Source organism: Bacteroidota bacterium (assembly GCA_018692315.1).
Taxonomy (GTDB): Bacteria; Bacteroidota; Bacteroidia; order Bacteroidales; family JABHKC01; genus JABHKC01.
Genome location: JABHKC010000172.1, coordinates 1 through 13,448 on the forward strand (window position 1 = coordinate 1; position 13,448 = coordinate 13,448).

Annotated in this window: 21 protein-coding genes; all 21 read right to left on the reverse strand. The window is 32.8% G+C overall.

Annotated features, from left to right (window positions below; genetic code table 11):
* A partial coding sequence (locus HN894_13130) for a hypothetical protein (GenBank protein MBT7144264.1) occupies window positions 1-165 on the reverse strand: 165 nt, incomplete at its 3' end.
* A 247-nt stretch (window positions 166-412) separates the two neighbouring features.
* Window positions 413-1,018 (reverse strand): hypothetical protein, encoded by a 606-nt coding sequence (locus HN894_13135; GenBank protein MBT7144265.1) that lies wholly within the window; start codon window positions 1,016-1,018, stop codon window positions 413-415.
* The gene (locus HN894_13140) at window positions 964-1,590 is read right to left on the reverse strand and encodes a hypothetical protein (protein MBT7144266.1); all 627 of its coding nucleotides are present in this window, start codon (window positions 1,588-1,590) and stop codon (window positions 964-966) included. Before HN894_13140 ends, HN894_13135 begins: the two co-directional genes overlap by 55 nt.
* A 197-nt stretch (window positions 1,591-1,787) precedes the next feature.
* Window positions 1,788-1,970 (reverse strand): tyrosine-type recombinase/integrase, encoded by a 183-nt coding sequence (locus HN894_13145; protein ID MBT7144267.1) that lies wholly within the window; start codon window positions 1,968-1,970, stop codon window positions 1,788-1,790.
* Window positions 1,971-2,090: 120 nt separating this feature from the next.
* Window positions 2,091-2,789 (reverse strand): SDR family oxidoreductase, encoded by a 699-nt coding sequence (locus HN894_13150; GenBank protein ID MBT7144268.1) that lies wholly within the window; start codon window positions 2,787-2,789, stop codon window positions 2,091-2,093.
* A gap of 456 nt (window positions 2,790-3,245) precedes the next feature.
* The gene (arsB, locus tag HN894_13155) at window positions 3,246-4,277 is read right to left on the reverse strand and encodes an ACR3 family arsenite efflux transporter (protein MBT7144269.1); all 1,032 of its coding nucleotides are present in this window, start codon (window positions 4,275-4,277) and stop codon (window positions 3,246-3,248) included.
* A 3-nt stretch (window positions 4,278-4,280) separates the two neighbouring features.
* Window positions 4,281-4,706: an arsenate reductase ArsC gene (locus HN894_13160; protein MBT7144270.1), complete on the reverse strand. Its 426-nt coding sequence runs from the start codon at window positions 4,704-4,706 to the stop codon at window positions 4,281-4,283.
* Window positions 4,707-4,723: 17 nt separating this feature from the next.
* A complete protein-coding gene (locus HN894_13165) occupies window positions 4,724-5,050 on the reverse strand; it encodes a helix-turn-helix transcriptional regulator (GenBank protein MBT7144271.1) in 327 nt (108 codons plus the stop codon).
* Window positions 5,051-5,170: 120 nt separating this feature from the next.
* The gene (locus tag HN894_13170; GenBank protein ID MBT7144272.1) at window positions 5,171-5,953 is read right to left on the reverse strand and encodes a T9SS type A sorting domain-containing protein; all 783 of its coding nucleotides are present in this window, start codon (window positions 5,951-5,953) and stop codon (window positions 5,171-5,173) included.
* Entirely contained in the window at window positions 5,953-6,735 is a 783-nt protein-coding gene (locus tag HN894_13175; GenBank protein ID MBT7144273.1) for a T9SS type A sorting domain-containing protein, read from the reverse strand. Before HN894_13175 ends, HN894_13170 begins: the two co-directional genes overlap by 1 nt.
* A gap of 4 nt (window positions 6,736-6,739) precedes the next feature.
* The gene (locus HN894_13180) at window positions 6,740-7,699 is read right to left on the reverse strand and encodes a hypothetical protein (GenBank protein ID MBT7144274.1); all 960 of its coding nucleotides are present in this window, start codon (window positions 7,697-7,699) and stop codon (window positions 6,740-6,742) included.
* 2 nt (window positions 7,700-7,701) lie between these two features.
* Window positions 7,702-8,055, reverse strand: a complete 354-nt coding sequence (locus HN894_13185; protein ID MBT7144275.1) for a hypothetical protein — start codon at window positions 8,053-8,055, stop codon at window positions 7,702-7,704.
* 72 nt (window positions 8,056-8,127) lie between these two features.
* A complete protein-coding gene (locus HN894_13190) occupies window positions 8,128-8,649 on the reverse strand; it encodes a TlpA family protein disulfide reductase (protein MBT7144276.1) in 522 nt (173 codons plus the stop codon).
* The gene (locus HN894_13195; GenBank protein ID MBT7144277.1) at window positions 8,633-9,109 is read right to left on the reverse strand and encodes a thioredoxin family protein; all 477 of its coding nucleotides are present in this window, start codon (window positions 9,107-9,109) and stop codon (window positions 8,633-8,635) included. The genes HN894_13190 and HN894_13195 overlap by 17 nt, the downstream gene beginning before the upstream one ends.
* Window positions 9,110-9,832 (reverse strand): NAD(P)-binding domain-containing protein, encoded by a 723-nt coding sequence (locus HN894_13200; GenBank protein MBT7144278.1) that lies wholly within the window; start codon window positions 9,830-9,832, stop codon window positions 9,110-9,112.
* Between the two features lie 25 nt (window positions 9,833-9,857).
* Complete coding sequence (locus tag HN894_13205; GenBank protein ID MBT7144279.1) at window positions 9,858-10,901, reverse strand: permease; 1,044 nt, start codon at window positions 10,899-10,901, stop codon at window positions 9,858-9,860.
* A gap of 61 nt (window positions 10,902-10,962) precedes the next feature.
* Entirely contained in the window at window positions 10,963-11,190 is a 228-nt protein-coding gene (locus HN894_13210) for a (2Fe-2S)-binding protein (GenBank protein ID MBT7144280.1), read from the reverse strand.
* Window positions 11,191-11,892 (reverse strand): sulfite exporter TauE/SafE family protein, encoded by a 702-nt coding sequence (locus tag HN894_13215; protein ID MBT7144281.1) that lies wholly within the window; start codon window positions 11,890-11,892, stop codon window positions 11,191-11,193. It lies immediately after the preceding gene.
* Window positions 11,893-11,895: 3 nt separating this feature from the next.
* Entirely contained in the window at window positions 11,896-12,330 is a 435-nt protein-coding gene (locus tag HN894_13220; GenBank protein MBT7144282.1) for a hypothetical protein, read from the reverse strand.
* A 12-nt stretch (window positions 12,331-12,342) separates the two neighbouring features.
* The gene (locus HN894_13225) at window positions 12,343-12,576 is read right to left on the reverse strand and encodes a thioredoxin family protein (protein ID MBT7144283.1); all 234 of its coding nucleotides are present in this window, start codon (window positions 12,574-12,576) and stop codon (window positions 12,343-12,345) included.
* Between the two features lie 95 nt (window positions 12,577-12,671).
* Window positions 12,672-12,971 carry a winged helix-turn-helix transcriptional regulator gene (locus HN894_13230; GenBank protein MBT7144284.1) on the reverse strand — a complete coding sequence of 100 codons (300 nt, stop codon included), beginning with the start codon at window positions 12,969-12,971 and terminating at the stop codon, window positions 12,672-12,674.
* Window positions 12,972-13,448 lie beyond the last annotated feature (477 nt).

The following is a 13,448-nucleotide window of genomic DNA, read 5'->3' on the forward strand; positions in this document are numbered from 1 at the left end:
ACAAATGTACTGTATGGGTGTTGGCGTAACACCTTGTGCGCTTTCCTTCCTTTGCTTGGCTCTAATGTATAGCTTCCTTTGAAAAACACGAACCTTCTCATCTGTCATTGCTGACGATGGACTTACTAATAGATTTTCATCAATATAGGTCGTTCTGTCTTTCATATTAGCTTCTCTAAAGTAAAGCCCCTTCCCTAAACAAAGGTTTTGTTGTCCTTTGTGTCAAACAGTACTATGGGCTTCTCCGACTTCTCTTGTTTCCTTTCCGAATTTCGCTATGCTTATATCGGATTGTTTAGGATTGCCAACCCTTAAAACAAAAGACCTCCCACGTTCCGTGTTAATCCATCTATAATCACGCCACCCCTATGACTCCGGTAGTTTACTAAATTTCTTGCGACTGTTAGTCGCTTTAGTTATTCGTCATTCTCGTTAGATAATCAATCGTTCCATTTAAGTCATATTCAATCTCCCAATAATCAGGATGGTCTTCCTCATAAATGTAATTTTTGTTAACCTCTATTCTACTTTCATTTAATCCTACCATATTCCACAATTCAACTTCCTGACCATGACCAAATGGCTTAACAGAAATCAATACATTATTCAAGAATCGATGATAATTATTTCTAATATTGATGTCATTATTAATAAAATCAATGATTGTAATCTTTTTAAGATTAGGTGGACTCGATGCAATGATTGCATTAATATGCTCATCATTAAATGAATAACCAAATATTAAAAGCTTATCCGCATTGTATAAGTCAATTCTGAATTTCGCATAAATACTAGCATAAGGCTCTTCTGTCAATTTAATATTCTTATTTAATCCTGTTATAAATGACTGGTCAAATTTATAGCCACCATCAGTATTAATATGATTATTAGGTTTGGGCATTCCAAGTGAGTGCATTAAATTTCTAGAACTTGGACTAATTAGTTTTCTGTCTTCAAATGAAATTATTTTTGTATCCCAAGAATCTGTGTAGAATACAGAACCATGTAAATAAAACATTGAATTCTTCCGGTCTTTAAATATGGGGGTGGAATGAAAAATGTCTTAGCCAGTATCCCACCACCAGAAGCACCATAAGTACAACCTAAATTGAAATTCTTTGTTATTTCTAAGTCCTTATAATTGGTATTAATATTTGCCAGTATATCAACTATTAGACTATCATAATTCAAAGTATAATATTGTAAATAGCTCTTTTCCATTAGTCTAAAAAAGAATTTGGATAATAAGGACAAATCCTTTTCTGGTGCTTTAAACTTAGAAATAACATCTAGCATAAATTCCTGAAATGAGTATAGTTCTAATGGGCTGATAATATAATCAGAATATGAGCTTTTTAAATCACATAATACATTTAGAATAAATGAGTTTTTAATTGATGGTTCCCGACTTGAAAAATTAATAATATTTTCGAGTAAATAGAAAACCTGTTCAAAATTTGGCTCAAAACTTGAATCGCTCGTCTCTTGATTATTTTTTAAATCGTTTAATAATTTATTTGCCAATTCACTTATTACTATGAAATTGTCTGTTGGTGAGGAATTATAAATTTCATTGTATAACTCTTTCATGAAATCAACTTCACAAAGTAATCTAGTCAAAAAAGCAGAATTTAAACTGTAATTTTTATACTTCATTATTGGAGATGAAAAACCAGCTCCAGTCAGTACTAGTGTATTTTGCTTATTACTTGTCATGTTTCACTATTGCGCCTAACATTAGTATAAACAGAAAATTCCGTTTATTTCTTTATTATTATTTTTTTGTTTTAAATATCCATATCGTCGAAAGGATTATTAATATCATTGAACTTTGTGCTTGATATATGTGTGTATATTTCTGTTGTTTTACTCGATTCATGTCCTAATATTGATTGTATGTATCTTAAACTTACTCCTTGTTCTAATAAGTGTTTTGCTAAGCATACAGCAAAGTTATAAAAAAAATACATAATCCGTCATAGCTTAGAACAAAGGCTAAAATTTATTTTAAGTTTATACCATCTTATTTATGACGAATAAGATTCCTCGCTAAGCATCGGAATGAAAATATTGTGATATCTATAGAACGATTAATCCAAATCGTGATCTATTGCTGAAAAAAAACTGCCATTTGGACCATCATCTTCTATCAAAACAGGAGCAAGAGCACCAGGCAAAACTGCTTCAACAGAATGATCAGCATGTTCACCTCCCATATCTGTACGTAACCATCCCGGATCTAAGTAATTTATTCTTACTGCTGTATTTTTCAATTTCGATGCAATATCGTCTGTCAGTTTATCTACAGCCCACTTCGATGCACCATATGGAGCAAGTTCAGGTTCGTCTTTTATTCTTGAAGTGAGATTAACCACCCGACCAAAGTTGTTTTTAATCATGGCTGGAATAAAAGCTCCGCATAGGTCATACATTGCAACAACATTTACTTTATAGGTTTCTAACCAATCGTCCCAGCTATGATTCCAAAAGTCTTTGTGGTATTTCGTCATCACAGCTGCATTGTTGTACAAAATCTCTACATCGATATTTAGATCTTGTACCTGTGTTATCAAATCAATTACTTGCTTTTTATCAGACAGTTCGCCATATACACAATAGGTCTTCACAGAATATTCTTCAAGTAGTGCTAATGTGTTGTTACAAGCGGTTTTGGTTCTTCCATGAACAATTATGTTGCAGCCAAGTTTTGCTAGTCCAATTGCAATTTGTTGTCCAACACCTCGGCTCGAACCGGTAATTAATGCGTTTTTTCCAAAAATATTTATCATGTTATCATCTTTTTATAAATACTGCGACAAATTATATACAAGTATAATTTTACCTCATCAAATATAAGACAATTATTATAGTTTACTTCAGCAGCAATTATTTATGCTAAATCTCATTTATTAAATTATTACTAACCAATCATTGTCATATACTTGAAGATAATGATATGCTTTATCTGTGAAACTAAGTGTCTTCCCTGTGGTTCTTAGTAAAATAGCTATTACACTAAGTTGCTTAAAGAAGCACAAAGTGATTCATAGATTAAAAAGTAATTTTTGAAACCATATATCTTTCTTACTTTTAATCACACTGATTACTAACAATTTTTATTCTGACTCCTTTTATCAAAAGTCAAAAAATAATTGGTATTTAACCGAGAAAAATAAATGATATCGAAATTTTGAAATGATACTATAAAATCCCTAACAATAAAAATTGCCAATATAGACAGCCATTTAATACTTCCACTTATTAGCTAATTTCACTAAGGATAACATCACCGGAACTTCTACTAAAACCCCAACTACTGTTACTAAAGCAGCAGGAGATTGCAAACCGAATAATGCAATTGCTACGGCTACTGCCAATTCGAAAAAATTGCTGGCTCCAATCATTGCAGCAGGTGAACAGATTGCGTGAGGAAGTTTCAATTTTCGACCGCCAATCCATGCAACAAAAAATATAAAGTATGTTTGAATAACCAATGGAATAGCCACCAACAAAATTATTAATGGATTTTCAACAATGATATTTCCCTGAAATGCAAACAACAATACAAGTGTAAGCAATAAGGCAATGATTGAAACAGGCTTAAATTTAGGAAGAAACTCTTTTTTAAACCATTCTTCACCTTTGCGTTTAATCAGCAATTTGTGGGTAATATACCCTGCTACAAGTGGAACTACCACGAATACCACAATACTTGCAACCAAAGTATTGTAAGGTATGGAAATATTAGTTATTCCTAAAAGTAATCCCACAATCGGAATAAAGGCTACCAAAATTATCAGGTCGTTTACCGATACCTGAACCAAGGTATAATTAGGATCACCATCGGTTAAATAACTCCAAACAAATACCATTGCAGTACATGGAGCAGCTCCCAATAAAATAGCTCCGGCAATATATTCTCCTGCCTGTTCCGGAGAAATAAATGCAGAATAGAGCTTGGAGAAGAATATCCACGCAAAAAATGCCATTGTGAATGGCTTAATCAGCCAGTTGACAATTAAGGTAAGAATTAAACCCTTTGGGCGTTTCCCTACATTTTTGATGCTTGAAAAATCTACTTGAAGCATCATTGGATATATCATTAGCCAAACTAAAATGGCTACCGGAATATTTACCTTGTAAATCTCCATTTTGCTTAAAAGCTGAATGCTTTCTCCTGCAAAATTCCCGATAACTATACCAACGGCTATACAAATCGCAACCCAAAGGCTAAGGTATTTTTCGAAAAAGCCAATTTGTTTTTTTGTTGAGCTCATAGCTTATAATTGAGGTTTAATTTGTTCGTCATAAAATTTACGGAAACCTGATTTGATTTCATCACGCACACGGATAAATTCACTCCAGATAAACTCATCGGATCCGGTAGTGTGCGATGGATCGTCAAAACCAATGTGTAAACGATATTTTACTGTACCTATAAAAGCCGGACAAGCTTCATTTGCTCCTCCACAAACGGTAATTACGTAATCCCATTCGCCACCCATATATTTTTCAACCGAATCTGAAGTATTATGGCTAATATCAATACCTGCTTCAGCCATTGCTTCAACTGCATTTCGATTTAGTTTTCCTGACGCTTCTGTTCCGGCAGAAAAAACAGTTATATTCGAATCAAAGGACTGCAGAAATCCATGCGCCATTTGGCTTCGGCAACTGTTGCCTGTACATAAAATTAAAACTTTCATATATAGCTTTTTAGTCATTAACATTGATTATCAATACAAAAAGATTCATCTACGAAAAATTCATTAAAAAGTAATTTGAACTTTTTAATGCTTGAACCACACAGGCAGTAATTGATTTTAAGGCCTTCTACTTCTCCATGAATTAAACCGCTGTTTTTCAATTCTTTCAAATGCTGTGAAACTGTGGTGCGGCTAAGTGGCAATTGATCAGAAATATCACCTGAAATACAAGTTTTTGTTTCTGCTAAATACTTAAGGATTGCCAATCTTGCCGGATGAGAAATGACTTTGGCGAACTGTGCCAGCCTCTGCAACTCATCATCAAATATCTCTCTTTTATCCATATGAAACTTTCATTTATTTTGTATGTCGCAAACATACGTCATTTAGAAATAAAAGACAATTCTTGTTTGTTGATTTAATCTAAACTTAACATGAGCAAAAATTAAATTGCTTGTATCTGTTTACAGCTTTATAAATGTTTTTTTTGAAAATAAAGATAATTGTGATTTTGTAACAAAAATATAAATACCTCTTTTTAGCATAGAAATATCTATAGTAGCATTGTTTTCAACTTTACCTTCCATGAGGATTTCTCCCAGCATATTATAAATGTTATAGTTATGGTTATAGGTACTTTGATTAAAATACTCAATTGAAATATGTGTTGTAGCCGGATCGGGGAAAATATTAATGGAAGCATCAGAAACTATTTCGTATAAAATATTATTTGTTGGACATGAGTCTTTTGTTATTCCAAAACTGGCAAATACTGAATCAATATTTTCCTGATATATTGGGTATATATTGGATACAAAAATTTTATTTGGGCATATTAACCATAGCTGAGGCCAAAACTGAATTTGCCAGTCCTCGTACACTGTATAGCCGCCACTCATACCACTTATTGCAGGGTATAAACCTCCATATTTATCCTCAAAATCCAGAATTTCATCATTGTAGTTTAAATAATTTATTGCTAAAAATACCAGATCTCCCTTATTGCAACCATAGTTACTGTAAACCTCATTAAAAGTTGGCACGAGTGTTAAACACTGTTGACAATTCACACCAAAAAAATCAACACATACATACTTTCCATTTTCAAGGTAATTAAATAAATTATGTTCATTGTTATGCACGTCAACAATGGTAAAATCAGTAACAGTATCACCAACAACAAGCTGTGCAAAGCTAACTTTCTCAATTCCAAAAATTACAACCAAAAATAAAATATATCTTACCATTATTTAATTATTATAATTCCAGAATTATTTACCACTATATTATTTGAAATTTTATAAAAATAATACCCTCTTTTTAAATAATTGGTATTTACTTTTAAACGGCTATTCACATTATCAATTGATTGAATTGATATTAGTTTCCCCATTGAATCATAAATGCTGATAATTTGATTTGACATGCTTTTAGAAAGCTTATCAATAAAAAAGTAAGAAGTTGCCGGGTTAGGATAAGGTTGCGAAAATTGCTTTTGATTTTTATTTACTTTGGCAATAGAGGTTGGATTGCAAAAATCCATAATAAACTTCACCAAAGCCATTGCAGAGTCAGAAGGATTATCATTATTGTAAAAAGTATAAGCAACAAGGATGCAACCCAGTTTTCCATTGGGTTTATAGTGCCCCGAAAAAATATCAATTGTTTCATTGGAAGGGATTGTTACCGGGATGGTTGATTCAAAAGTATATGGAGGGAAACAACTGCTCCAACAAAAGTAATTTTGTGTATTTGGGATGAGTTGAATATGCCTTTTTTTGCATTGAACATTTATATTGTTCGTTGAAATGTTTTTTATATCAATTTCAACAAAAGCTTCGTAAGAGTAATAGTAGGTGGTATCGCCTTGAAAAATATAAGTATGTAAGGTATCTGCACTCACATTTCCAAAAACTATAATTGTGTCCGATGTTATCAGCAAGTTTTCATGATAAAGTTCAATGTTTTGAGCTTCACCCTTTATTAATAAAAACAGGATTGAAATAAAAATCAAAAAATACTTTTTCATTTGTTTAGATGTTTTGGGGTTTGCAATTTTTATTAAAATTAAAACTTTTATATACTTTTATTGATATGGCATACTTGTTTGAAAGTTGTATGCCATTCATGTATTTATATAAAGGTATATTAGCGTATAATGAAATTCCTAGGCTTTCAGAGGGCATTACATTAATCTGAGGTATAAAAAATAGAACCTTACCACCGCTTGATGCTACAATTTGCTTGTTTTCCCGCATTGATTTCCTTCTGTATTCGTATCTCAATTGTGATAGTAAATTAATTTTTTTGCTTACTACAAATGAACCATATGCTGAGAAAATATAAAGATTACCATATTTGTAATTAAAATTCTGTGATTGAATCGGGTTTGCAAATTCAGCAAAAGCCCTAAATGAAACGCTATGTTTATTTATTCCTTTAAAAACAAAAATGTTTATATTGTATTTAAGGCTACCCGAAGAGGGTTGCAATGAAATGGGTAATTTTACATCATCAACCACCTGATCGAATACCCCAACAGGCAATTTTACCCCAATGCCTGGTATTATGTCGAATTTTTTAAGAACCCTTTTTATTACAACATATCTAATACTTAATTCAGCATCACCTAAGCCATAGCCTTTCATGTGATCCCAACCTTCAATATTGTATATTTTTGTTTTGCTTAAAAAATAACCAAGGTCGCCTCTAACACTTAGTCGGTTTGTAATTCCATAGGCCATATTCAACCCAAGAAAATTATAATATGATTTATCGGGTGAAATATCTACTTTTTCTGAACCTGAATAGTATTGGTCAGAATAACTGTATTTATAGTTTGAGCCTACTAATAATGTTTTATATGGGATACCTGAAACATTGCCAAATCCACTAACTGGATTTCCAGCACCACAGCATTGAGCTAAAATAGTATTTCCGGCAAATGTTAACAAAAGCAGAATTGATATTGTATATGATAATTTATTAGCCATAGTTAGAAAGGTAAAACTCTTATCTTAATATGTTTTGTGTCACTATTGGTGTTATTGGATACAGTACATGTAATTGTATTAATACCAGTACAGCATGTGCCAGCCATATATTCAATCTGACTGCCAGAACCATTAAGTTCTCCGTGGTCGGCTTCCCAATTATAAACAAGGCCTTCCCCCGAGGCAACTACAGCAATTTTGGTTGGTACCCAAACATTCAAAATTGTATCGTTAGCATAAAGGCTATCAATCTTAACAGCACTATAGCCATCAGAATTGTTTAGGTCATTTTTGTTGCATGACACGAATGCTAATGCAAGAAAAAATAGTGATATTGGAATAAAGTCGAATCTCATTGATTTAATATTTTTTTTTAGTACTATACTAGATTTAATTAATTGTGATAAAGGTGTTTTTATCAAGCAGAATTATTTTTTTACTAATTGTGAAATCTTTTCATAAATTAATTCTTCATCACCATAAGTGTACATTGATTTTTGCCATACGATTTCACCCTTCCCGTTTAGGAGGAAGGTATGAGGAGTTAAGACAACATTCATTGCCCGTTTTAAGTCGGAATTAACATCAAGCAATATTTCAAATTCCCATCCATGACTATTTACAAAAGGAGCTACCCGACTTGAACTGCGAGTATCGTCAATAGCCACTGCATATAAAACTACGCCTGTTTCATTTACCCAATCTTCATATACTTCGCTAATAGCATCAAGGTATTCTCCTGGTTTTTTGCAACAGGTCTTCCAAAAACAGATTAATATGGGATTATTATTATTAGTGATTTTTCCTACATGTACACTTTCGCCTGCTATATTTTTGATCGATACATCAGGCAAGTTTGCTCTTATAGTATTGTTTTCTTGTGCCTTAAGGGATTGAATTGATAAAATTAGCAAAATGCAGAATGTAATTATTTTAGTTAGTCTTTTCATGATAAATATTTTTTTTTGTAAGCTCAGGAGTTGATATAAACCCATAATGTCTGAAAAACTCTTTTCCTTTGTTGTCCAGCAATATTTGTGTTGGGATGGCTGCAACACCGTAGTATCTCATTAGCATTTGGTTATCGGGCTTGAGAATATTTAGAAAAACCACATTAACTTTTTCAGGGAAGGTATATTCTAATTCAGCCATTACAGATTCCATCTTACTGCAAGTCACACATCCGTTTGCACCAAATTCAAGAAAGCTTACCTGATAGCTTAATCCATTTTTCTCAAAATCGAATGCTGAATCAATGTATGCAGCTCCGCTGAAAATAATCTCCAGAGCTGCATTTTTCACTATTGTATTTGATAGATATTGATTCAGTTTATTGATTGATACTAATCCCATTATTATAAGTAGGACTAAACTGATAAAAACGAACCAAGGCAATACTATTTTTATCATTTATGGTTTGATTTTGTCGAAAAGCCCTAATAATTTATTTTTTAAAATTCCTTTAATTTCATCTTCATTTTCACCAATGGGTTTAACCGGAATTAAGTCGATTAATCCAGAATAACTTAAGTCACGGTTGTACATTAATTCCAATGCAGCCTTTAAAGTTTCGTAAACAGCTTCCTTGCTTTCATTTTCAGCAAATCCCATTTCTTTGGAGATGTGTTCGATTTCCTTCCATTGAAACCAGAAATATGTAGGTAACATGGCCGATGCAATCGCATACGCTTCAAGCACTGATTCTTTCTCAGATTTACCAATTGCATTGGCAAAGCAAATTGGGTTATACCCTAGATTGGCAAAAGAGGTGGCATTGGGAATCACACGGATAATTCTTTGAGTACCCAACAATTCAGAAAGTTTCTGAATACTAAATTTTGGAGCAAGTGAAATGATAAGGGTATTACTATCAATCGCATCCTTTAGCTCAAAAACTATTTCACCAATTACATGAGGATGCAAAGCAATAAACACAACTTCTTTTGAAGCAGTCTCTTGGGCAGAGGTTGTAGTTTCAATAAAAGGGAAATTCTTTTTTAACTCAATTAATGTTTTATCATTTATATCACATACCATTACTGAGTTAAACTTTACATTTTGGTTCTTAAATCCTTGGAGAAGGATTTTGGTAATCCTTCCACCTCCGATAAAACCGATTGATTTTGATTTCATATCCGGGAATTATATTTGAACATATTTACATTACAAAGTTGAAAATAAAGCCAACCGCAACAATACCTGTAGCAACAATGCCAACAAAGGCTACAATGAGTTGCCATTTCAATACTTTTTTAAGAATAATAATCTCAGGTAGAGACAATGCAATGACAGACATCATAAAGGCAAGGGCAGTTCCAAGTGATACCCCTTTTTCAATGAGTACACTTACAATGGGAATAATACCTGCTGCATTTGAATACATTGGTATTCCTATAATTATGGCAAGAGGAACACCATACCAGTTTTCTTTTCCTAAAAGTGAACCTAAGAAATCTTCGGGAACATATCCATGAGCTCCTGCACCTACAGCAATACCAATTACGATATAAACCCATATTTTACCAACAATTTCCTGAACCGATTCAAATCCTTTCTGAATACGGTCGTAAAATGTCAGTTTTTCTTCTTCGCCTTCTTCCTGATTTGATTTGATTGTATATACCCAATCGGCAACATATTTTTCAAGACCAAGCTTACCTATAAGCCAGCCTGAAAATATTGCAATAGTTAATCCAGTGAAAACATATATTAAAGCTACATTCCATCCGAACAATCCTACTAATAGAACCAAAGCCACTTCATTAATCATGGGAGCAGCAATAAGAAACGAAAAAGTTACTCCAATTGGAATACCTGCTTCAACAAATCCCAAGAAGAGTGGAATAGCCGAGCATGAGCAGAAAGGTGTTACAATTCCTAACAACGAAGCCATAATATTTCCTGTAAATAGAGATTTCCCTTCAAGCATTTTTCGGGTTTTCTCTGTTGTAAAATAACTTCTGATGATTCCAACACTGAAAATGATAAGAACCAAAAGCAACATCACTTTAGGAACTTCAAATATGAAAAACCGTAGTGTTTCGGTCAGGTGTTTTCCAGGCGACATTTTTACTACATCATTTATTGCAAAATCGGCGATATTTTGCAGATTACAATATAGCAACACCCATAAAAGCAACAAAAACATAGGTAAAAAACATCCGTTCATACTTCTGTTTAAAGAGATTACCTTTTCTTTCATTTCTATATAATTGATGTTCGGAATTAAAGGAACAATGATTTTATTTTTTTGTTTTATCATATTAGCCATAACAAGATGAGTAATCTTTAAAAGTATATGAAGTATTCAGGAGCTTTTCATTATCCCCTGAACAACATATACTTGAAGAGTTTGAGATTTTACATTGATTACCTGTAGATGCACCAATTTTTTCTTGTATGTCTTTTAGTCTCTTAGCACCATTATTTATGGCATCTAATATCTCTTCTTCACTAACATTCTCACAATAACAAATGGTTTTACTCATAATTTAAGCCAAAAAAATTGTAATACTCTGATAAATGCCAATAACAATAAAAACAACGGCAATTACCCTGCGAAACCAAGTCTCAAACACCTTGATTTTATTATATAGATTACCGATTGTTCCTACACTAAATGCGATGAGCCATGCAAAAATAATTACAGGGATACCTGTTGCTATGGCAAAAACAAAAGGCAAAATCAAGCCACTTGCACTACCAACTGTCATTGGAATTAGCATACCAAAATAGAGTACACCACTATATGGACAAAAAGCCAATGCAAATACAATTCCTAACAAAAGAACACCCCAAAATCCACTGTTTGCTTTGCTTTCCATTTTCTCGGTTAATGAACTGATTCCGGGAATTGCCAGTTTCAGGATGCCAAGCATGAATAAACCAATGATAATCAACAAAGGACCCAATAGTTTCTCGCCCCATTCCTGTAGAACTCCAGAAATATCAAACTGGCTTGCCCCAAAAAAGAAGATTAATCCAATAGTGGTGTATGATACAGCCCTTCCAAGCATATAAACCAAACCATTGACAAAAACCTTCTTCTGGCTTTCAATATCCTTACTAATAAAGCCAATAGCTGTTATATTGGTTGCCAAAGGGCAGGGACTTATGGCTGTCATAAGTCCCAGTAAAAATGCCGATAGTATAGGAAACTGTGAGGTTTCCAAAAAGTTTTGTAATACTTCCACGTCTTATATCATTGAATCAACCGCTGCTTTAATTTTTGCCTTTAGTTTGTCAGGTTTGGTACGGGCATTCATAAATGCATCGTTGGTTAAGTTCACCACTTTATCACCTTTAATAATTAGCAAGGTTTGTCCGCTGACTTTATATTTTTCAATCATTGGGCTGTCCTTTTCTTCCTCACGATTTATTAAGCTAAAAGTTACTTTACCACCATAAAATTCTTTTAGGGCATCTTTTGTAACTGATTCAACAGCCTGACAAGTAGCACATCGGCGAGTAGCATGGAAATAGTAGGCCTTAACATCTGTTTTCGTTTTTGCCTGTACAGTTGTTGTTTTGTTTGATTCACAATCTGGAGTTGCTTTTTTACAGCATTGTGCATTTGATGATATTAAGCCTACCACAAATACAAAACTTAGAATACTTATTACTTTTTTCATTTGTCTGATATTTTATTTAGTTAGTAAATCTTTAATGTCTGAAACAGATGGAACCTTACCTTTGACAACTACTTTACCGTCAACTACTAATGCAGGAGTTGTCATTACACCAAATTTCATAATTTCAAGGATGTCTTCAACCTTAATAACATTAGCTATAATTCCAAGCTCTTCAACAGCTTGATTGGTTTGTTTTTCAAGCGTTTTGCATTTTGCACAACCCGTTCCTAGTACTTTGATTTCCATATTGGCTGGTTTTAAATTTTGTAAATCCATATTCTTTAAATTTTTATTTATCCGTTCGTCATTCGCAAAAAGGCGAACATTGCATCTAATTTTTTTTATAGTTTCAGAAAAGCTTTAAATAAATCTTGTGCTTCACTCCAATTCTCTTTATTAATACAGTACTTAATCTTTGGTGCTTCAATTTCGCCTTGTATTAAACCTGCATCTCTTAATTCTTTTAGATGTTGTGAAAGTGTTGATTTGGCAATATTGAGTTCCTCTGTTAAATCTCCACTATAACAACAGCTTTGATTAGATAATAGCTCTAACACATACATACGAACAGGATGTCCCATTGCTTTGGCAAATCTTGCTTTTCTTTTTTGTTCTTCTGTTATTACGTCTTTTCTTATCATATAGTTCGTTAAATACCGAACAAAGATAAGTTCTTTTTTTTAATTACAATAAGCGAATGTATTTTTTTGTGCGATGGAAAGATTACACTCTTATGCAAATTTTGGTTGTGCATCGGCTTATTCAATTTGCAAATGTATGCAATGTGAATTGGGCTTTCTTATGTCTTTGCACCTGTGCAGAAAAACATAATAAATTCCCCTCAAGTCTGCCCCAACATATCTATAAATAGTGGTTCTAAGAAAACAGGCAATTTTTATAAAATAATTAATTTTTGATGAGATTTCTATTTTCTTTCATGCAGTATATGCTTTTGTATTAGACAAATGAAAAAAATAGAAATATCACAAAAAGAGATGTTTTTAATTTTGAACTGTTTTCTTAGCCTGAATAATTCATAAATTTTCGTCTCGAAAGTTCAAAATGTGTGTCAGATTTGAACTACCACAGATTTTTATTTTTGAGTAATAGCGAGCTAT